This window comes from Mycolicibacterium frederiksbergense (assembly GCF_012223425.1).
Classification (GTDB): domain Bacteria; phylum Actinomycetota; class Actinomycetes; order Mycobacteriales; family Mycobacteriaceae; genus Mycobacterium; species Mycobacterium frederiksbergense.
Genome location: NZ_CP038799.1, coordinates 1,255,240 through 1,273,972, shown reverse-complemented (window position 1 = coordinate 1,273,972; position 18,733 = coordinate 1,255,240). Strand labels below are relative to the sequence as shown.

Here is an 18,733-nt window from a genome sequence, read left to right as displayed (position 1 = left end):
CGGCGGGTATGTGACGTGGGCCACTGTGGGGGCATGTCCACGCGTGAGGGAAAAGCATGGCCCGCGACCGGTCAGTTCTGGTGGCATGGCGACGAGCCCGACGACCCGGCTGCCTACCCGCTGCATGCGGTGGTGTTCGACCTCGACGCCCTGTCCGAGCTGGACCTCGACGGTCACCGCGTGGTCTACAACGCCGCATTCGCCTCGCTGGGGCTGGACCTGCAGTGGAGCGTCGGGCGCTATCAGCGGCTGATGGCGCTGCCGGACGAACGCCAGCGGGTCGCCGCCGAACTGCGCAAACGGTGCGTCGGCACGGAATGCGATGTGCTGGTCAAGCTGCTCGTCGACGAGATATGCGCGGCCAAGGACATGATGTTCGAGGAGATGATCCTCGACGCCGGCCTGACGCCGCGCCCAGGCCTGGTGGACCTGGTGATGGACGCCTTCGTGGCGCACATCCCGGTCAGCGTCGTCACCACCGGCCGGCGCAGCTGGGCCGAGCCACTGGTGCGTCAGCTGGTCGGTGAGGGTCTCGTCGAATCCGTCGTGACCGCCGACGACGTGAGCGGGCCGAATCTGTTCGCGCACGCGCTCGCCGAACTCGGGGTCGCGCCCCATGATGCGCTGGCCGTGGCCGGCTCACCCGCCGCGTTGCGCAGCGCGAATGCGGCCGGTGTGGCCACCGTGCTCATCGATGCCGACGCCGGGCGAGGACGGGCGGCCGCTGCGGTGCGTGCCGGCTACAACGGCACCGGAGATGCGTTGCGGCTGGCCAACTGTCGCCGGCTGCACGCCCGGTGGTGGGATCAGCACAGCCCGTCGGCGGCCTAGCGGATCCGGCTATCCGTTGCGGATGTACTCGATGACCGCGCTGAAGTCCTTGTCGGCGTGGTCGCGGGCAAAGTTGGCGTAGATCTCGGCGGCGTGGCTGCCCAGCGGCGCCGCGGACCCGGTCGAGGTGACGGCGTCCATGGCCAGACCGAGGTCCTTGTTCATCAGCGCCGTCGCGAAGCCCGGTTTGAAATCGTGGTTGGCCGGCGAGGTGGGAACGGGCCCGGGCACCGGGCAGTTCGTGTGGACCGACCAGCAGTTGCCGGTGGCACCGGTGATCACGTCGAAAAGGGACTGCTTGTCCAGTCCGAGCTTCTCGGCGAGCACGAATGCCTCCCCGACGGCGATCTGCTGGACCGCCAGCACCATGTTGTTGCACACCTTGGCCGCCTGGCCGGCGCCGGAGTCGCCGCAGTGAATGATCTTGCCCGCCATGGCCTCCAGCACGGGGCGACCGCGCTCGACTGCCTCGGTGTCGCCACCGACCATGAACGCCAGCGTGCCGGCCACCGCGCCCTTGACGCCGCCGGACACCGGTGCGTCGAGCTGGGCGAAACCATGGTCGGCGGCCAGCTTGTGCACTTCCCGGGCGTCATCGACGGAGATGGTGGAGCTGTCGATGAACAGAGCGCCCGCGGCAGCCTTGGGCAGGATGTCCGCATAGCAGTTCTTCACCAGCACACCGCTGGGCAACATGGTGATCACGATATCGGCACCGGCAACGGCTTCGGCGCCTCTGTCGAAAACGCTGGCGCCGTTGGCCTTTGCGGCATCTTTGGCTGCGGTGACGGGATCGAAGCCCTGCACGGCATGTCCGGCCGCCAGCAGGTTGGCGGCCATCGGGCCGCCCATGTTACCCAGTCCCAGAAAAGCAACGGTGCTCATCTTTCTGCCTTACCTCTCGTTAGCCGGCGGCCCTGGCCCGGGCGGATTCCGCCCGGCCGATGACCACGCGCATGATCTCGTTGGTGCCCTCCAGGATGCGGTGTACCCGCAGATCCCGGACGATTTTCTCCAAGCCGTATTCCTTGAGGTAGCCGTAGCCGCCGTGCAGCTGCAGGGCCTGGTCGGCGACCTCGTAACAGGTGTCGGTGACGTAGCGCTTGGCCATCGCGCACAGGGTCACCTTGTCGGGGTGGTCGCTGTCGAGGGCGGATGCCGCTCGCCACAACATGTTCCGCGAGGTCTCCAGGCCGGTGGCCATATCTGCGAGCGTAAAACGGATGGTCGGCTCGTCGAGCAGTGCTCCACCGAACGCCTGCCGGTCGGCGAGATAGCTCACCGTCTTGTCGTAGGCGGCCTGCGCGCCACCCAGCGAGCACGCCGCGATATTGATGCGGCCGCCGTTGAGCCCGTTCATCGCGATCCCGAAACCGGTGCCCTCGGTGCCGCCCAGCAGCGCGTCGGCCGGCACCCGGGCACCCTCGAACACGACCTGAGCGGTGGGTTGGGCATTCCAGCCCATCTTCTGCTCATCGGCGCCGAAACTCACGCCTGGGGTGTCCTTCTCGACGACGAACGCCGAGATGCCGCGGGGTCCGTCGGCGCCGGTGCGGGCCATCACCACATACAGGTCCGACACACCCGCCCCGGAGATGAACTGCTTCACCCCGTCCAGGACGTAGTGGTCACCGTCCCGAACGGCCTTGGTGCGCAACGCCGCCGCGTCCGATCCTGCTCCTGGCTCGGTGAGGCAGTAGCTGGCGATGGATTCCATGGACGCGAGTTTGGGCACCAGCGTCTTGCGCTGCTCGTCGGTGCCGAAGCTGTCCACCATCCAGGCACACATGTTGTGGATGGACAGGAACGCGGCGATCGTGGGGTCGGCGGCCGCGAGCGCTTCGAAGATGCGCACCGCATCCAGTCGGCGTAGTCCGCTGCCGCCGGCATCCTCGGCACAGTAGATGCCCGCCATGCCCAGCTCGGCGGCCGCGCGCAGCACGTCGGTCGGGAAGTGATGGGACTCATCCCAAACCAGTGCGAACGGCGCGATGCGTTTCTCGGCGAAGGCGGCCGCCGTCTCGGTGATGACGCGCTCGTCGTCATCCAACTCGAACACCGGCACCTACTTCATGGTGGGGATGACGAACTCGGCGCCATCCTTGATGCCGGAGGGCCAGCGCTCGGTGACGGTCTTCACCTTGGTGTAGAACTGGATCGAGGCGGGTCCGTGCTGGTTGAGATCGCCGAAACCGGACCGCTTCCAGCCACCGAAGGTGTGATAGGCCACCGGAACCGGGATCGGCACGTTGACCCCGACCATGCCGACCTGCACCCGGGAGACGAAGTCGCGGGCGGCATCACCGTCGCGGGTGAAGATCGCCACGCCATTGCCGTATTCGTGCTTGGTGGGCAGTTCGAGTGCGGCTTCGTAGTCCTCGGCGCGCACGATGCACAGCACGGGCCCGAAGATCTCGTCGGTGTAGATGGACATGTCGGTGGTGACGTGGTCGAACAGGGTGGGCCCGATGAAGTAGCCGCCTTCGAGGCTCTGGTCGTCGAAGGTGAGTTCGTCGGTGGCGCGTTCGCGGCCGTCGATCACGATTTCGGCGCCGGCGTCCACACCCTGGCCGATGTAGTCGCGGACCCGCTCCAGCGCGGCGCCGGTGACCAGCGGGCCGTAGTCGGCCTTGGGGTCCAGGCTGTGCCCGACGCGTAGCTGGTTGACGCGCTCGACGAGCTTGGCGCGCAGGCGGTTTGCGGTTTCCTCGCCGACGGGTACCGCGACGCTGATCGCCATGCAGCGCTCACCGGCGCTGCCGTAGCCCGCGCCGATCAGGGCGTCGACGGCCTGGTCGAGATCGGCGTCGGGCAGCACGATCATGTGGTTCTTGGCGCCGCCGAAGCACTGTGAACGCTTGCCGTGTGCGGCCGCGGTGGAGTAGATGTACTGCGCGATGTCGGAGGACCCGACGAAACCGACCGCCTGGACGTCGGGGTGGGTCAGGATGGCGTCGACGGCCTCCTTGTCGCCCTGGACCACCTGGAACACGCCCGGGGGCAGACCGGCCTCGATGAAAAGCTCGGCCAGCCGCAGCGGGACCGAGGGGTCGCGCTCGGAGGGCTTGAGGATGAACGCGTTTCCGCACGCGAGCGCCGGTCCGGCCTTCCACAACGGAATCATCGCCGGGAAGTTGAACGGGGTGATACCGGCGACGACGCCGAGCGGCTGGCGGATCGAGTAGACATCGATACCGGTGCCCGCGCCCTCGGTGAACTCACCCTTGAGCAGGTGGGGGATGCCGATCGCGAACTCGATGACCTCGATACCGCGCTGGATGTCGCCCAGGGAGTCCGCGACGGTCTTGCCGTGCTCGATGGACAGCAGCCGGGCGAGCTCGTCGGCGTTCTGGTTGACCAGGTCGACGAAGCGCATGAAGACCCGCGCGCGGCGCTGCGGGTTGTAGGCGGCCCACACCTTCTGCGCCTCGACGGCGTTGGCGACGGCGGTGCCGACGTCGGCGGTCGAGGCGAGCAGGACCTGGGCCTGGACCTCGCCGGTGCTGGGGTTGAGCACATCGGCGGTGCGGGTGGATGCGAGGGCGCTGCGCTCGCCGTTGATGAAGTGCGGAATCTGTGTGGTCATGACGTCCGTCCAAAGGGGTGAGCAGAATTCAGAGGCCCGGCGCACGGCCGAGATACTTGCATATCCTAGTAATTCGTCACGAGGTTTGGCAAGGGTCGAGGCGGGACCCCTTTTATTTACGTTACGGTGTCGTTAAGATATTCGGATGACTGCGCCCGCGATGGACATCGACGTGCTGGTGGTGGGCGCCGGGCCCACCGGTCTGACGCTGGCGTGTGCGCTGCGCCTGCACGGATTGTCGGTGCGGATCGTCGATCGCGCCGGCGGCCCGGCCACGACATCGCGGGCGAACTTCCTGCACGCCCGCGGTTCGGAGGTGCTGGGCCGCATCGGCGGCCTCGGGACCCTTCCCGAAGAGTCGTTGCGCGCCATGCGGATCACCAGCTATCTGGGCGGACGTCCGCTGATGACGCTGGAGTTCGGTGACCCGGGTCTGGGCACTGCCGCTCCACCGATGGTGGTGTCGCAAGCCCGGGTCGAAGGTGCGTTGCGAGACCGGTTGGCTGCTCTCGGTCTCGTGCCGGAGTGGGGCAGGGCCCTGGTCGGTCTGCGGCAGGAACCCGGGTGCGCGCTGGCCGAACTCGACGGCGGCGAGACGGTCCGGGCCCGTTGGGTCGTCGGGTGCGACGGTACCTCCAGCAGCACAAGGCAACTGGCGGATATCGGGTTTCCCGGGGTAAAGCTCACCGAACGCTTCCTGCTGGCGGATGTGCATCTGGATTGGGACGTCGACAGGGGAGGTACGTCCGGGTGGATACATCCCGATGGCGTGATCGGCGTGATGCCGATGCCCGACCCCCAGGGCGGCGGCGATCTGTGGCGGGTCTTCGCCTATGACCCGGACCAGGGTCAAAAGCCCACTGACGGTGAGATTCTCCAGCGGATCCGAACGGTGCTGCCCGAGCGCACCGGGCTCGACGTTCGTGTCGGTGATCCGCAATGGCTGTCGGTGTTCACCGTGCACCGCAGACTGGCCCACACCTACCGGCGCGGCCGGATCCTGATCGCCGGCGATGCGGCCCATGCCCATTCGCCGTTCGGTGGGCAGGGGATGCTCACCGGGATCGGGGATGCCGAGAATCTGGCATTCAAACTCGCGTTGGTGGTGCGCGGCCTGGCCACCGACGCGCTGCTGGACACCTACGAGGCCGAACGGCGACCCTTGGCCAAGGGGGTGCTGCGGGGTACCAGCGCGGTGACCAGGGTCAACATCGCGAGCAACCCGGTCGGGCGCTTCCTGCGGGATCGGGTGGCCCCGCGGATCTTCAGCGTCGGTGCCGTGCAACGCTGGACGACCTTCACCGCGTCACAGCTATGGGTGAGTTATCGCAAGGGACCGCTCGGCGGGCGCGGGCCCAGGCCGCGGCCGGGGGACCGGATCGCCGACATTGCCTGCACGCTTGCCGACGGGACACCCGCACGGCTGCACCGCGAACTCGGCGGCCGGTGGGCATTGTTGCGGCCAGCCGGCACAACGCTCGGAGCGGACGCCACCGCGGCGCTGCGCAGGCTCGGCGATTTCGTCGGCTGTCTCGGTCACGACGGTGCGGAGTTGATGCTCATCCGCCCGGACGGGCACCTGGCGTGGCGGGGTAGCCCCGGCGAGGAGGCCGACCTGAACCGCTGGCTCGCTTCAGCTCTGGAGACCGGCACCGTCCGATGAATGGGCCGGTGGGCCGGGGTCGACCGCGTGATGCCGCAACCGATCTGGCCATCCTGCGGGCCGCTCTGGCGCTGTTCATCGACAGGGGCGTCGAGGGGACCAGCATGGAGCAGATCGCCAAGCGGGCGGGCGTCGGCAAGCCGACGATCTATCGCCGCTGGTCGAGCAAGGAAGAGGTGATCGCTGCGGCAATGGAGACCCTGGTGGCCGAGGAGGTCGGGTGGGCGGCGTCGGAGGTCATCGAGACACAGTCGCCGTATGCGTTGGTGGAGGCGGCGATCGACGGTGCGGCGGCCATGGCGGCCACCGCTGAGTACCGCGCCCTGGTGGCCAGGGTGTTCGGCTCGGCGGTCAGTCACCCGGAGTTGATGGCCCGCTACTGGGAGCGCTATATCCTGCCGCGTCGCCAACTGGCCGCGCGGCTGTTGGAGCGGGCCCGTCAGGAAGGAACCGTGGCCGCCGACACCGACGTCGAGGTCACCATCGACATGATGGTGGGCGCGATCACCTACCGTGTGCTGCAGCCGAATCCACCCGATGTCACCGAGATGCGGCGGTACCTGCGCCAGGTCTACCGCCAAGTGGGGCTGCTACCGAGTCGGGTGGATCGAGACTAGGCCTGGCGTTCCTGATGCCACCGGTCCAGCAGGGCCGGGATCTCCGCCATCAGGAAGGCGTAGAAGTCGCGCATCTGACTCAGCCGCTCACGGGCCGCACTGTCGTCCTCGGTGGCCGCGATGCCGGCGTCGGCTGCGGCCTGCATGGCCGACAGGGTCTCGTTCTGGTTGGTGAACAGGATGGCCCAGGCATCGTCGCGCAGCCGGAAGTGGTCGCGTCTGCTGGCCGGTGCGGGAACTCGTTCGGCAAGGCCGACCGAGGTGAGCATCTTGAGTGCGCCCGAGATCGAACCCGCACTCGCCTGCAGGTCATCGGCGAGCTCGCCCATGGTCATGCTGGGGCGCTCGGTGAAGAGCAGCGTTGCGAGCACCCGCGCCGTCATGCGCTGCAGCCCGTGGCTGGACAGCACCAGCGCGAGTTGTTCGGCGGCGTGCTGCAGTTCTGACGACGTGGACACCTGAAAACCTGCCCTTCACAGAAAGCTTCAATAATTTCTGAAAGTTCAGTATAGTGGTCCGCGGTGTTCCGGGAAGTCTGGTCGGAGATGGTATCCAGCTGCGTTCCGCCGGGTCCGGCGGTACGCCCGACCGAAGGGTGACCGTGTCCCCCGTGCTGTCCCCGTCCGCTCCGGCTGCCACGCCGGAGATCATCCGCGTCCACGATCTGACGTTCAGCTATCCCAAGGCCGCCGAACCCGCCATCCGCGGAATGGATTTCGCCGTCGGGCAGGGCGAGATCTTCGGGTTCCTCGGCCCCAGCGGCGCCGGGAAGTCGACCACCCAGAAACTGTTGATCGGGCTGCTCCGCGGCCACGGCGGCAGTGCCACGGTGTTCGGTCGAGACCCACTCGACTGGGGCCCGGACTACTACCAGCGGGTGGGCGTGTCTTTCGAGTTGCCCAACCACTATCAGAAGCTCACCGGCCTGGAAAACCTCCGGTTCTTCGCATCCTTGTACGACGGCCCCACCGCGGACCCGATGGAACTGCTGGATTCCGTGGATCTGGCCGATGCAGCGAAGGTCCGGGTTGGCAAGTACTCCAAGGGCATGCAGATGCGGCTGACCTTCGCCCGATCGCTGATCAACAATCCCGAACTGCTGTTCCTCGACGAGCCGACCTCCGGGCTGGACCCGGTCAGCGCGCGCAAGGTCAAGGACATCATCCTGGGGCTGAAGGCACGCGGTGCGACGATATTCCTCACCACCCACGACATGTCGACGGCCGACGAACTGTGCGACCGCGTCGCGTTCGTGGTCGATGGGCAGATCGTGGCCCTCGACACCCCGGCCGAGCTGAAAATCGCGCGCATTCAACGTCGGATACGGGTGCAGTATCGATCGGGCAAGGCGCTCGAATCCGCCGAATTCGGACTGGACGGCCTGGCGGACGACCCGGAATTCCATGCCGTGCTGCGTGATCACCACATCGAAACCATCCACAGCCAGGAAGCCAGCCTCGATGACGTCTTCGTCGAGGTGACCGGAAGGCGTCTGACATGACCCGGCTACGGACGGCGATCCGGCTCGAACTGACCTTGCAGTACCGGCAGAAGTTCCTGCACGCGGGTGTGTTCTCCGGGCTCATCTGGCTCGCCGTACTGCTACCGATGCCACCTGATCTGCGTCCGGTCGCCGAGCCCTACGTGCTGGCCGGCGATATCGCGATCATCGGCTTCTTCTTCATCGGCGGGTCGGTCTTCTTCGACAAGCAGGAGCGCACCCTGGGCGCACTCCTGTCGACGCCGTTGCGGTTCTGGGAGTATCTGAGCGCCAAACTCGCTGTACTGAGTTCGATTTCACTGCTGGTCGCGGTCATCGTGGTGACCGCCGCAGACGGGCTCGCCTATCGGCCGGTGCCGTTGCTCGGCGGCGTGCTGCTCGGCACCCTGCTGATGCTGATCGTCGGGTTCATCACCTCGCTGCCCTTCGCCGCGGTCACCGACTCGTTCCTGGCCGCCACCATCCCGCTGGCGATCATGCTGGTCCCGCCGGTCATCCACTATTCGGGTCTGTGGCCCAACCCGGTGCTCTACGTGTTCCCGATGCAGGGGCCGATGCTGCTGCTGGGTGCTGCGTTCCACCAGGTGGACCTGACCGGCTGGCAGCTGCTCTACGCGGTGCTCTATCCGGTGCTGTGCGTGGTCGTGCTGTGGCGTGCCGCTCACACGTTGTTCGATCGCTACGCGGTGCAGAGGGCGGGAGTGCTGTGACGGTCCCATCTGCGCGTGCGCTGGCGGCCTTCGCCCGCAACGATCTTCGCGGCACCTACCGCGATCCCCTGCTGGTCATGCTGGTGCTCGCTCCGGTCATCTGGACAACGTGCGTTGCGGTGCTCACACCGATGTTCACCGATATGCTCGCCGCGCGCCAGCAGTTCGACCTGGTGCCTTACTACCCGTTGATTCTCACGGGGTTTCTGCTGCTGACCAGCATCATCATCGCCGGCGGAATGGCAGCGTTCCTGGTGCTCGAGGAGATGGACGCCGGCACGCTGACAGCGCTGCGGGTGGCGCCGGTGTCGTTGTCGACGTTCTTCGGGTACCGCGCCGCCACGGTCATGCTGGTCACCACCGCCTACGTGGTGGCCACGATGTCGTTGAGCGGAATTCTGCAACCGGGCCTGGTCCCGGTGCTGATACCGATCGGGATGCTCGCCGGATTGTCCGCTGTGGTGACCTTGCTGCTGATCGTCGCGGTGGCAGGCAACAAGATTCAGGGTATCGCGATGATGCGAGCGCTCGGTATGCTGATCGCCGGTCTGCCGTGTCTGCCGTGGTTCATCGACTCGGCCTGGAACCTGGCTTTCGGTGTGCTGCCGCCCTACTGGGCGGCCAAGGCGTTCTGGGTCGCCAGCGAGCATGGCACCTGGTGGCCGTACGTCATCGTCGGCGCGCTGTACAACCTGGCGGTCGCGTGGCCGCTGTTCCGTCGCTTCATCGCCAAGAACATCTGAGAACCGGCAGAGATCAAGGCATTCGGGCGCGCAGGCCTGCGACGAAAGCCCGGGTGTCCGCCCACGACGGCAGTAACCCGGCGGCCTGCACCTCGTCCAGCGTGGGCGCGGCGGCATCGCGCTCGGAGAGGTTCAGTGGGTGCTCTTCGGGCCAGTCGATGCCCAGGGAGGTGGCCAGGATGGTGTGCTCACGCTGCGGTGCGTAGCCGGCCGAACACAGGTACATCACCGTCGAATCATGTTCCAGTGCAAGGAAAGCGTGGCCGAGGCCCTCGGAGAGGTAGACCGACTTGCGTTCGCGATCATCGAGCAGGACGGCATCCCACTGCCCGAAGGTGGGGGAGCCGACCCGGAGGTCGACCACCACGTCGTACACCGAACCGCGCACGCATGTCACGTATTTGGCCTGACTCGGCGGCAGCTCGGAGAAATGCACACCGCGCAGCACGCCGGCCGCCGACACCGAGCAGTTGGCCTGAGCTATGTCGAAGTGGTGCCCGGTCATCGCGCTGAACTCGGGATCGCTGAACCACTCGAAGAACAGGCCGCGCCCGTCGACGTGCAGCGCCGGCGTGATCTCCCACGCGCCCGGAACCCTCAGTTCCCGGGCGGTCACTGTCCGCGCTCCGCGTACCGGGCTTCGACGGCGGCTTTCACAGGGCCCCACCAGGACTCGTTGTTGCGGTACCAGTCGACGGTGGCGGCCAGTCCGGCTTCGAAATCGGTGTGCTCCGGGTGCCAGCCGAGTTCGTCGCGCAGCGCCGAGGCGTCGATTGCGTAACGCAGATCATGGCCGGCGCGGTCGGTGACCCGGTCGAAATCGTCGGGATCACGGTCGAGCAGTCGCAGTAGCGTGCGCAGCACCGACAGGTTGTCGCGTTCCCCGTCGGCGCCGATCAGATAGGTGCGGCCGGAATCGCCGTCGCGCAGGATCCGCCACACCGCCGCATTGTGATCGTCGACGTGAATCCAGTCCCGCACATTGGCCCCGGCGCCGTATAGCTTGGCCCTGCGCCCGGTCAGCACGTTGGTGATCTGGCGCGGGATGAACTTCTCCACGTGCTGATAGGGCCCGTAGTTGTTGGAGCAGTTCGAGATCGTCGCGCGCACACCGTAAGAGCGGACCCAGGCCCGCACCAGCAGATCGGCGGAGGCCTTCGTCGACGAATACGGGCTCGACGGGTTGTAGGGCGTGGACTCGGTGAACCGCGTCGGATCGTCGAGTGCGAGATCGCCGTACACCTCGTCGGTCGACACGTGATGCAACCGCACGCCATGCCGGCGCACCGCTTCGAGCACCGTGAAGGTACCGATGACATTGGAGTGCAGAAACGGCGTCGGGTCGGCCAGGCCGTTGTCGACGTGGGTCTCCGCCGCGAAGTGCACCACCGCGTCCGTCTCGGCAACCAGCCCGGTGACCAACTCGGCGTCGGTGATGTCACCTTCGACGAGCCGGATCCGGTCGGCCGCCGGTGCCAGCGACTCCCGGCTGCCGGCGTAGGTGAGCGCGTCGAGCACCGTCACCTCGGCGTCCGGGTTCTCGCGCAGCGTCAGGTGCACGAAGTTCGCGCCGATGAACCCGGCGCCACCGGTGACCAGCAGGCGCATGGGTGAAACCCTATCGGGCTACTTCTTGAGGCCCAGCGGACCCGCCAGTTCGGTCAGCGTCGGGATCAGCTTGTCCCAGCCGCCCAGTACCTGGATGGCCACATGATCTGCGCCGGCCTCCAGATGCTGGTGCAGTCGCGCCGCGATGGCATCAGCGTCGCCGTGCGCCACCACGGCATCGATCAACCGGTCGCTGCCCGGCTTGGCGATGTCGTCCTCGGTGAAACCGAGCCGGCGCCAGTTGTTCAGATAGTTGCTCAGGTTCAGGTAGAAGTCGACAGCGCCGCGTCCGACCTCCCGGGCCTCGTCCGCGTCGGTGCTGAGCACCACCTTGTGCTCGGGGGCCAGGAAGACGGTGTTGCCGATCAAATTGTGGGCCTGGCCGGTGTGCTGGGGGGTGGTCAGGTACGGATGGGCACCCGCGCTGCGGGCTGCTGCCAGCTCGAGCACCTTGGGCCCGAGCGCGGCGATCACCCGGCGGCTGGTCGGGACCTTCTGCGCATCGAGCGCGTCGAGGTATTCGACGAGCACGTCGTAGGGCTTGCGGTACTCCTCGGTGTGCTCGGGGTGACCGATGCCGATCCCGAGCAGGAACCGGCCGGGGAAGGCCTTTTCCACCCGGTGGTAGGCCTGCGCGACCTCCTCGGCATCGGCCGTCCACACGTTGACGATGCCGGTGGCCACCTGCAGGTTCTCGGTGGCCTCCAGCAGCGGCTCGACATAGTTCAGGTCGCCCTTGGGTGAACCGCCGATCCAGAGTGCGCCGTAGCCGAGCCGCTCGATCTCGGCGGCCTGATCGGGCTTGGGGACACCGAACGTCCAGACGCCGTAGCGGCCGAGGTCGGGCTTGAGCGTGACAGCGTCGGTCATGTGTTGTCCTTAATTCCGGGTCTCGTTACTGCAGGCCGAGCGGGCCGGCCAGTTCTGCGAGCGCAGGCACCAGCTTGTCAGTACCCGTCAACACCTGAACCGGAACGTGGTCGGCGCCGGCGCTGAGGTGTTCGCGCAGGCGCGCGGCGACGGCCTCGGTGGTGCCGTGGGCGACGACCGCGTCGACCAGTGCGTCGCTGCCGGGCTTGGCCACATCGGCATCGGTGAAGCCGAGCCGCTTCCAGTTGTTGAGATAGTTCGCGAGGTTCAGATAGATCTCCAGCGCGTTGCGCCCCACCTCGCGTGCCCTGTCTGCGTCCGTCATGAGAACCACCTTGTGCTCGGGGGCGAGGAAGGCGTCGGGTCCGATGAGCTCGCGGGCTCCACGGGTGTGCTCCGGGGTGGTGAGATACGGGTGGGCGCCGGCGCTGCGCCGTGCCGAGAGCTTGAGGACCTGTGGGCCGAGGGCGGCCACCACGATGCGGTCCTTGGGCACACCGTGCTGATCCAGCTCGCCGAGGTAGTCGTTGAGCGCGTCGTAGGGCTTCTTGTACTCGGTGTGCGCCTCGGGGTGGCCCACGCCGATGCCGAGCAGGAACCGGCCCGGGTATTGCTTCTCGATGCGGTGGAAGGAGTCGGCCACCGGGGCGGCCGCAGCGGTCCAGACGTTGACGATGCCGGTCGCGAGCTGGAGGGAGTCGGTGGCGCCGAGGATCGGGTCGACCCACTCGAGCTCGGCGGGTGGCGAGCCGCCGGCCCAGATCGCGCCGTAACCCAGGCCCTCGATATCGCGGAGCTGCCCCGGCGAAAGCTGCTGCCATTGGCTGTAGTGGCCGAATACCCCGAATGCGCCCAAGTTTGGTTTCGTCATGGTCAGGTCAACCGCGGCCGAAACCGTGCGCATTCCGATTCGCGCAGATTGACCGCAAATTATTCGGTGCCGGCCGCGGAGAGTTCACCAGGAGTCGGTGTGACCGGTGCCGGTGCCACCAGCGGCAGGCACACGGCGAACCGGGTGTCACCGGGCTTGCTCTGCACCGAGATGTTGCCGCCGTGCTTTTCCACCACGATGCGCCAGGCCAGATCCAGGCCGAGGCCGGTGCCCTCACCGAAGGGCTTGGTGGTGAAGAATGGGGTGAAGATGCGCTCGATGACATCCTCCGGGATACCCGGGCCGTCATCGCAGATCTCCACTCGGATCATCTGTTCGTTCTCCCGCGCGGTGCGGATGGTCAGCGTCCCGTGCCCCTGCATCGCCTGGATCGCGTTGTCGATGATGTTGGTCCACACCTGGTTGAGATCACCTGGGTAGCACTGCAATTCGGGCAGTGTCTTGTCCAGGTCCTTGACGATGGACACCGGCCTGCCCTTGCGGGGCCCGCCGATCTTGTCGCCGAACATCATGATGGTGCTGCGCAGCAGCTCGTGTACGTCGGCGCTGCCGTAGGCGCCGCGGTCCATCTGCGAGTACTGCTTGGCGCCGGCCAGCAGCGCCGAGGTCCGCTTACTGGCCTCGGCGATCTCGTTCATCCGCAACTCGTTGTCGATGGTGTATTTCAGCCACCCGATGGCACCTTGCAGCGACGCGGTGGCGTCGACATCGTCGACGGAGGTGAGGACCTTTTCCAGCCAGTCGGTGTCCAGGCCCGCCTCGACGAATGTCGGCGCGTAATCCCAGGCGCCGATGATGTCGTGGTCCTCCAGCCAATCGCCGATCGCATCCTCGCGATCCGAGGCCTCCAGGGCCGAGAGCTCGACGTCCCGATTCTTGGCGACCTGCTCGGCCACGTCGTCCTGGATGCGGACCAGGACCCGCAGCGCCTCGGGGCTGAACTTTCCGTCCGCGAGCATCGACAGCTTGTGCCGCATCTTGCCGACCGTCTCGCGCAGATCCGAGACGGCGCGCGCCGTTGCGGCGGCCGGGTTGTTGAGCTGGTGGGTCAGGCCCGCCGTGATGGTGCCCAGCGCCAGCAATTTCTCGCGCTGCCCGATGATCTGGCTCTGGCGCCGGCCGCCGACCAGCTGGCCCTCCATCAGGTGCACCGCCATCGGGAACTGTTGGCGCATGAACTCGGCGAAGGTGTCGGCCTGCAGCACGAACACCCGTGACTTGGTGACCAGCCGCACCGAGGCCTGGTAGAGCTGTTCCTCGCCGGGGATGTAGGCCGACCACGCACCGAAGTACACGCCGCGCTGGGAGGTGCGGTTGGTCTGGATGTCGACGCCGCCGGAGCGCTTCGACATGACCAGCTCACCGTCGATCAACACGTAGAAGCAGGTCGCCGATTCGCCCTCGACCACGAGCGGGCCCGCAGGGAAATACTGGATATGGCCGGCCTCGCACAGGATGTCCAGCTGCTCATCGGAGAGATGCTCGAAGAGGAACAGGGTGCGCAACTCGTCGCGCACACACTCTTCGCCGTTCTGTGCGCCCATTGCTCGCGTCCTCTCAGGCTTCCGCCAGATACCTGTGCACCAACATCACTGCCATCGAACCCTCGCCGACCGCCGCGGCCACCCGCTTGGCCGACTCCGAACGCACATCACCGGCGACGAATACGCCGGGAACGCTCGTCTCCAGGTGATGCGGCGGACGGTCCAGCGTCCAGCCGACCTTGTCGCGGAGATCCGGCCCCGACAATATGAAGCCGTTATCGTCGCGAGCTATTCCCGCTTCCTCCAGCCATTCCGTGCGGGGCGTGGCCCCGATGAAACAACACATCCGGTTGCACGGAACGGGTTCGGTTTCGCCGGTCCGCTTGTCGAGGAGAACCAGCCCGGACAGGAAACCGTCGCCCGGGGTGATGTCGACGACCTCGGTACACGTCCTGACCTTGATGTTGTCGGTCCGGTTGATGCGATCGACGAGGTACTGCGACATCCCGGCCTCCAGCGATGAGCCGCGGATCAGCATGGTGACCGACTTGGCCGTCTGCGACATGTACATCGCGGCCTGGCCCGCCGAGTTGGCGCCGCCGACGATGTAGACATCCTCGCCCGCACATTCGTTGTTGTCGGCCACGGATGCGCCGTAGTAGACGCCACGGCCGATGTAGTTGTCGCCGGGGGAGTCGGGGTTTTCCCAGCATCCGGTGATCTCGAGCTGGCGGTAATCGACGCCGGTGGCCAGGATCACCGCGCGGGCGCCGATGGTCTGGTCATCGTTGAGGTGGACGGTGTGGGCCGCACCGATACCGCCGGTCTTGAGCCGGCCGGCCTCCTGCGTCGTGATGACCTCGGCGCCGAAGCGCTCGGCCTGCCGCCGGGCGGTCGTCGTCAGCACGGCACCCGCGACGCCGTTTTCGAAGCCGAGGTAGTTCTCGATCTTCGAGCTGCGGCCGGCCTGCCCGCCGGTGGTGGCCTTCTCGATGAGGACGGTCTTGAGGCCCTCGGAGGCGCCGTATACCGCGGCGGCCAGGCCGGCGGGACCGCCGCCGATCACCGCGAGGTCGTACATGTCCAGCTGCGGGCTGGTGGACAACCCGAGCAGCGCGGCCAGTTCCGCGTCGCTGGGTGCGACCATCGTGTGGCCCTTCTCGGTGATGACCACCGGAAGAACGCTGTCATCGAGGCCGGCGGCCTGTAGCAGTTGCTGGCCCTTGGGCTCGTCGGCGTTCACGCTGCGGAACGAGTACTCGTTGCGGGCCAGGAACTGGCGCACCTCCCAGGAACGGTCGTTGTACCGGTGACCGATGACCTTGGTGTAGGGCATGCCGCGGTCTCCGACCGAGCGCCACTCCTCGAGCAGTCCGTCGATGACGGGATAGAGCTTCTCCTCCGGCGGGTCCCACGGTTTGAGCAGATAGTGGTCGAGGTCGACGACGTTGATCGCATCGATCGCGGCGTGGGTGTCGGCGTAGGCCGTGAGCAGCACGCGGCGGGCCATTGGGAAGAACTCCATCGCCTTTTCGAGGAATTCGATCCCGCTCATCTGCGGCATCCGGTAGTCGGCGACGAACACGGCGACGGTGTCGCCGCGCAACTTCAGTTCCTTGAGGGCCTCCAAGGCGTCGGCGCCGGATTCCGCACGGATGATGCGGTAGCGCTCGCCATAGTGGCGGCGCAGATCGCGGGCCACCGCACGGGAGACGGCCGGGTCGTCATCGACCGTCAGGATTGCGGGTAAACGGGGTTGGTTCTCAGATCCGGGCATTGCCCATAAGTATGCGCCGCTGGTCTGACGAAATTCTGCCCGGATGTCCGGTTCGGGGACGGCATCGCCGAGGGCGAACACGGCGTCCGTCCCGGGGTTCCTAGACTCCGAGAATGACCGTCCTCGAATTCTCCGACTCCGTTGCCATCGCGCTCGCCCCGGATGCGGTCTACGCGCTGGTCTCAGATGTCACCCGGATCGGGCAGTGGAGTCCGGTGTGCAAGGCCTGCTGGTGGGACGAACCTGGCGCCGGTGCCGTGGTGGGGGCGTGGTTCACCGGCCGTAACGTCCTTCCAGAAAGAACCTGGGAGACGCGCAGCCAGGTGGTCGTTGCCGAACCCGGACGCGAGTTCGCGTGGGAGGTGAACAACGGCTGGGTGCGCTGGGGTTTCAGTGTCGAGCCGCAGGATGCCGGATCGCGACTCACCCAGTACTGGCGATTCCTGCCCAAGGGCCTCGAGGGATTTCGCGAGCGGTTCGGTGACGACGCCGATGCGCAGATCGCTCAGCGATCCGCGTTGGCGCTCAGCGGTATTCCCGCCACGCTCGCCGCGATCAAAGCCGCCGCCGAAGCGCAGCAATAGATCCCGCGATCAGGACGAGCGCGCAACGATGACGGGAGTGCGGGCGGCCTGCGCGACCGCGGCCCCGACCGATCCGAGCAACATCCCGGCGAACCCGCCGCGGCCGTGGCTTCCGACGACCACAAGCTGCGCCGACTCCGCGTGCACGAGCAGCTGGTGAGCGGGATGGTCCCGGACCACCACCCGTCGGACCGCGACGTCGGGATAGCGCTCCTGCCAGCCGGCCAGCCGCTCGGCCAGTATCTCCTCGGCCTGCGGCTGTAGCGTCATCCACTCGTCGTTGGGGTACGCGTACACCGTCAGGTCGCTCCACGCGTGTACCGCGATCAGCTCGACCCCGCGCAGCGAGGCCTCCTCGAAGGCCACCGCGACCGCCGCCTCCGAGGCGGGTGAGCCGTCGATACCCACCACGATGGGGGCCTGCCCGGACTGCAGCTGCGCCTCCGCCGTGGCGTGAATCACCGCGACCGGGCAATGGGCGTGCCGGAGCAGCCCGGCGCTGACCGAGCCGAGCAGAGCGCGACCGACGCGGCCGAGCCCCCGACTGCCCACCACCACCAGTTGCGCGCCCTTGGACAGGTCGGACATCGTCGACACGGCATTGCCCTCGACGAGGTGTTCGGTGATCGGTAGCGGGCCTGAGGCGGCGGCAGCCTGCTCGGCGATCGCCGTCGCCCTGGACAGGATCTCGCGACTGTGCTGCGTGGCGATCCGTTCCAGCTGGTCCGCGATCGAAATCTCGTACCAGGTGCGTAGTCGATCGTCGGGCAGGACGTGTGCCAGGGTGAGCCCGACCTTGTGCAGGGCAGCCTCCCGCGCGGCCCAATCGACAGCTGATTCGCTCTCCTTCGAACCGTCGACTCCCACCACGATCCCTCGGTGTGACGTCATCTCAAACTCCTCGAATCGGCGATCCGGCGTGGCACGGACCGCAATGGTGCGGGCCCGAATCGAACGTAGAGCGCGTCGCGGCCCGCCGGACGGAGGCTTTGGTCACCGCCTGCAGGGGACAATGGCCCCTGCAGGCGCTGGGATATGCGTCCTCTCATGACCTGCCCGAGCTTGCTCGCCGCGCGATACCGCGCAGCATCTTCTGTTCCATCACGAAATGCGGGACGTCGAACCAGAAGTGGCCGGCCGCGCCGCCGTTGCCGCGTGCCAGCAATCGGGTGGCGCCGACGTCCTGCCGGAGGATGAACGCCCAAGATCCCGAGGCCTTTTGGCCGCGTCGAACACGCTCGAAGTCGGCAGGGGACATCAGCACCAGATGCGAGTCACGCTGCACCGCGGCCACCATCTGGCGGGCTGCCGGACCGTAGCGGCGGGCCAACCAGATCGTGTCACCGACGTGCACGTGTTGCCATTCGGGATGGATGGCATCGGCGTTGTGCACGTCGGCGCCGACCGCGCGCTCCAGCAGCGAGTAGCTGTAGAACCCGCCCCGGTCCTCGCCGATCTGGGCCAACCACGGCCAGATGTCGGCGCTGGAAGCGTCCACGCTCACCGCGCGGGTAGTTCGCGGGCCGGGCGCTTGGACCAGTTCGTCTCCCGGCAGCGTGGCTCGAATCTCGTCGGCGCGTGCTCCCCAGGTGTAGAGCCACGGTCGCAGGTGCACGCGATACAACGTGCCGAGGCACACCACGGCCGAGAGCGCTGCCAGCGCGGGGCGCTGCTTTCCCACCATGATCTCCGTTCGGCGGTTGCAGTGGCACGGGGCGAAGCGCCTGCGGGGGCCGCCGTCCCCGTGCGAGTCACTGGCATCTGATCACCTGCCCGCAGTCGCCGGATAGGGACCGAAGTCCCTCCCATCGGGGTCGTTCGTCCGGGGAAGGCCGACGCCGTCCACACCTGGATGCGGCGCCGCGAA

19 protein-coding genes are annotated in these 18,733 nt (G+C 67.1%); 7 read left to right on the top strand and 12 right to left on the bottom strand.

Annotation, left to right across the window (positions count from 1 at the left end):
• Positions 1-33 precede the first annotated feature (33 nt).
• Complete coding sequence (locus EXE63_RS09095) at positions 34-831, top strand: HAD family hydrolase (RefSeq protein ID WP_168141681.1); 798 nt, start codon at positions 34-36, stop codon at positions 829-831.
• A gap of 9 nt (positions 832-840) precedes the next feature.
• Here EXE63_RS09095 and mmsB read toward each other — a convergent pair whose 3' ends face one another.
• From mmsB to EXE63_RS09080, 3 genes are read right to left on the bottom strand one after another with little or no spacing between them, the layout of a single operon-like run.
• On the bottom strand, positions 841-1,716 hold the full coding sequence (mmsB, locus tag EXE63_RS09090; protein ID WP_168141680.1) for a 3-hydroxyisobutyrate dehydrogenase: 876 nt from the start codon (positions 1,714-1,716) through the stop codon (positions 841-843).
• A gap of 19 nt (positions 1,717-1,735) precedes the next feature.
• Positions 1,736-2,896, bottom strand: coding sequence for an acyl-CoA dehydrogenase family protein (locus tag EXE63_RS09085; protein WP_168141679.1), 1,161 nt, complete (start codon positions 2,894-2,896; stop codon positions 1,736-1,738).
• Positions 2,897-4,417, bottom strand: coding sequence for a CoA-acylating methylmalonate-semialdehyde dehydrogenase (locus EXE63_RS09080; RefSeq protein ID WP_168141678.1), 1,521 nt, complete (start codon positions 4,415-4,417; stop codon positions 2,897-2,899).
• A 145-nt stretch (positions 4,418-4,562) separates the two neighbouring features.
• Between EXE63_RS09080 and EXE63_RS09075 the strand changes: the two genes are divergently transcribed.
• A complete protein-coding gene (locus tag EXE63_RS09075) occupies positions 4,563-6,080 on the top strand; it encodes an FAD-dependent monooxygenase (RefSeq protein WP_234904425.1) in 1,518 nt (505 codons plus the stop codon).
• The gene (locus tag EXE63_RS09070) at positions 6,077-6,697 is read left to right on the top strand and encodes a TetR/AcrR family transcriptional regulator (RefSeq protein ID WP_168141677.1); all 621 of its coding nucleotides are present in this window, start codon (positions 6,077-6,079) and stop codon (positions 6,695-6,697) included. The genes EXE63_RS09075 and EXE63_RS09070 overlap by 4 nt, the downstream gene beginning before the upstream one ends.
• Here the strand turns inward: EXE63_RS09070 and EXE63_RS09065 are convergent.
• The gene (locus EXE63_RS09065; RefSeq protein ID WP_168145481.1) at positions 6,694-7,137 is read right to left on the bottom strand and encodes a GbsR/MarR family transcriptional regulator; all 444 of its coding nucleotides are present in this window, start codon (positions 7,135-7,137) and stop codon (positions 6,694-6,696) included. The genes EXE63_RS09070 and EXE63_RS09065 overlap by 4 nt on opposite strands.
• 161 nt (positions 7,138-7,298) lie before the next feature.
• Between EXE63_RS09065 and EXE63_RS09060 the strand changes: the two genes are divergently transcribed.
• The 3 genes from EXE63_RS09060 to EXE63_RS09050 are packed head-to-tail and all read left to right on the top strand — an operon-like array spanning position 7,299 to position 9,651.
• Complete coding sequence (locus tag EXE63_RS09060; RefSeq protein ID WP_168141676.1) at positions 7,299-8,198, top strand: ABC transporter ATP-binding protein; 900 nt, start codon at positions 7,299-7,301, stop codon at positions 8,196-8,198.
• Positions 8,195-8,908, top strand: coding sequence for a fluoroquinolone export ABC transporter permease subunit (locus tag EXE63_RS09055; RefSeq protein ID WP_168141675.1), 714 nt, complete (start codon positions 8,195-8,197; stop codon positions 8,906-8,908). The genes EXE63_RS09060 and EXE63_RS09055 overlap by 4 nt, the downstream gene beginning before the upstream one ends.
• Entirely contained in the window at positions 8,905-9,651 is a 747-nt protein-coding gene (locus EXE63_RS09050) for an Rv2686c family ABC transporter permease subunit (RefSeq protein WP_168141674.1), read from the top strand. Before EXE63_RS09055 ends, EXE63_RS09050 begins: the two co-directional genes overlap by 4 nt.
• Before the next feature lie 13 nt (positions 9,652-9,664).
• Here EXE63_RS09050 and EXE63_RS09045 read toward each other — a convergent pair whose 3' ends face one another.
• The 6 genes from EXE63_RS09045 to EXE63_RS09020 are packed head-to-tail and all read right to left on the bottom strand — an operon-like array spanning position 9,665 to position 16,282.
• Complete coding sequence (locus EXE63_RS09045; protein WP_168141673.1) at positions 9,665-10,267, bottom strand: dTDP-4-dehydrorhamnose 3,5-epimerase family protein; 603 nt, start codon at positions 10,265-10,267, stop codon at positions 9,665-9,667.
• Positions 10,264-11,259: a dTDP-glucose 4,6-dehydratase gene (gene rfbB / locus EXE63_RS09040; protein ID WP_168141672.1), complete on the bottom strand. Its 996-nt coding sequence runs from the start codon at positions 11,257-11,259 to the stop codon at positions 10,264-10,266. The genes EXE63_RS09045 and rfbB overlap by 4 nt, the downstream gene beginning before the upstream one ends.
• A gap of 18 nt (positions 11,260-11,277) precedes the next feature.
• Positions 11,278-12,129: an LLM class F420-dependent oxidoreductase gene (locus EXE63_RS09035; RefSeq protein WP_168141671.1), complete on the bottom strand. Its 852-nt coding sequence runs from the start codon at positions 12,127-12,129 to the stop codon at positions 11,278-11,280.
• 25 nt (positions 12,130-12,154) lie between these two features.
• Positions 12,155-13,000, bottom strand: a complete 846-nt coding sequence (locus EXE63_RS09030) for an LLM class F420-dependent oxidoreductase (protein WP_168141670.1) — start codon at positions 12,998-13,000, stop codon at positions 12,155-12,157.
• Positions 13,001-13,059: 59 nt separating this feature from the next.
• The gene (locus tag EXE63_RS09025) at positions 13,060-14,565 is read right to left on the bottom strand and encodes an ATP-binding protein (RefSeq protein ID WP_168141669.1); all 1,506 of its coding nucleotides are present in this window, start codon (positions 14,563-14,565) and stop codon (positions 13,060-13,062) included.
• Between the two features lie 13 nt (positions 14,566-14,578).
• Positions 14,579-16,282, bottom strand: coding sequence for a response regulator (locus EXE63_RS09020; RefSeq protein ID WP_168141668.1), 1,704 nt, complete (start codon positions 16,280-16,282; stop codon positions 14,579-14,581).
• Positions 16,283-16,395: 113 nt separating this feature from the next.
• Here EXE63_RS09020 and EXE63_RS09015 point away from each other — a divergent pair, with 113 nt between their 5' ends.
• Positions 16,396-16,866, top strand: coding sequence for an SRPBCC family protein (locus EXE63_RS09015; protein WP_168141667.1), 471 nt, complete (start codon positions 16,396-16,398; stop codon positions 16,864-16,866).
• 9 nt (positions 16,867-16,875) lie between these two features.
• Here the strand turns inward: EXE63_RS09015 and EXE63_RS09010 are convergent, their stop codons facing one another.
• Together EXE63_RS09010 and EXE63_RS09005 are read right to left on the bottom strand one after the other, a co-directional pair.
• Positions 16,876-17,757, bottom strand: a complete 882-nt coding sequence (locus EXE63_RS09010; protein ID WP_168141666.1) for a universal stress protein — start codon at positions 17,755-17,757, stop codon at positions 16,876-16,878.
• 154 nt (positions 17,758-17,911) lie between these two features.
• Complete coding sequence (locus EXE63_RS09005; RefSeq protein WP_168141665.1) at positions 17,912-18,547, bottom strand: hypothetical protein; 636 nt, start codon at positions 18,545-18,547, stop codon at positions 17,912-17,914.
• Between the last annotated feature and the right edge of the window lie 186 nt (positions 18,548-18,733).

Excerpts from the sequence above, each read along its gene's own strand:
- EXE63_RS09095 (WP_168141681.1), top strand. The coding sequence starts at position 34 with ATGTCCACGCGTGAGGGAAAAGCATGGCCCGCGACCGGTCAGTTCTGG.
- mmsB (WP_168141680.1), bottom strand. The coding sequence starts at position 1,716 with ATGAGCACCGTTGCTTTTCTGGGACTGGGTAACATGGGCGGCCCGATG.
- EXE63_RS09080 (WP_168141678.1), bottom strand. The coding sequence starts at position 4,417 with ATGACCACACAGATTCCGCACTTCATCAACGGCGAGCGCAGCGCCCTC.
- EXE63_RS09075 (WP_234904425.1), top strand. The coding sequence starts at position 4,563 with ATGACTGCGCCCGCGATGGACATCGACGTGCTGGTGGTGGGCGCCGGG.
- EXE63_RS09070 (WP_168141677.1), top strand. The coding sequence starts at position 6,077 with ATGAATGGGCCGGTGGGCCGGGGTCGACCGCGTGATGCCGCAACCGAT.
- EXE63_RS09055 (WP_168141675.1), top strand. The coding sequence starts at position 8,195 with ATGACCCGGCTACGGACGGCGATCCGGCTCGAACTGACCTTGCAGTAC.
- rfbB (WP_168141672.1), bottom strand. The coding sequence starts at position 11,259 with ATGCGCCTGCTGGTCACCGGTGGCGCCGGGTTCATCGGCGCGAACTTC.
- EXE63_RS09035 (WP_168141671.1), bottom strand. The coding sequence starts at position 12,129 with ATGACCGACGCTGTCACGCTCAAGCCCGACCTCGGCCGCTACGGCGTC.
- EXE63_RS09030 (WP_168141670.1), bottom strand. The coding sequence starts at position 13,000 with ATGACGAAACCAAACTTGGGCGCATTCGGGGTATTCGGCCACTACAGC.
- EXE63_RS09025 (WP_168141669.1), bottom strand. The coding sequence starts at position 14,565 with ATGGGCGCACAGAACGGCGAAGAGTGTGTGCGCGACGAGTTGCGCACC.
- EXE63_RS09020 (WP_168141668.1), bottom strand. The coding sequence starts at position 16,282 with ATGCCCGGATCTGAGAACCAACCCCGTTTACCCGCAATCCTGACGGTC.
- EXE63_RS09015 (WP_168141667.1), top strand. The coding sequence starts at position 16,396 with ATGACCGTCCTCGAATTCTCCGACTCCGTTGCCATCGCGCTCGCCCCG.
- EXE63_RS09010 (WP_168141666.1), bottom strand. The coding sequence starts at position 17,757 with ATGACGTCACACCGAGGGATCGTGGTGGGAGTCGACGGTTCGAAGGAG.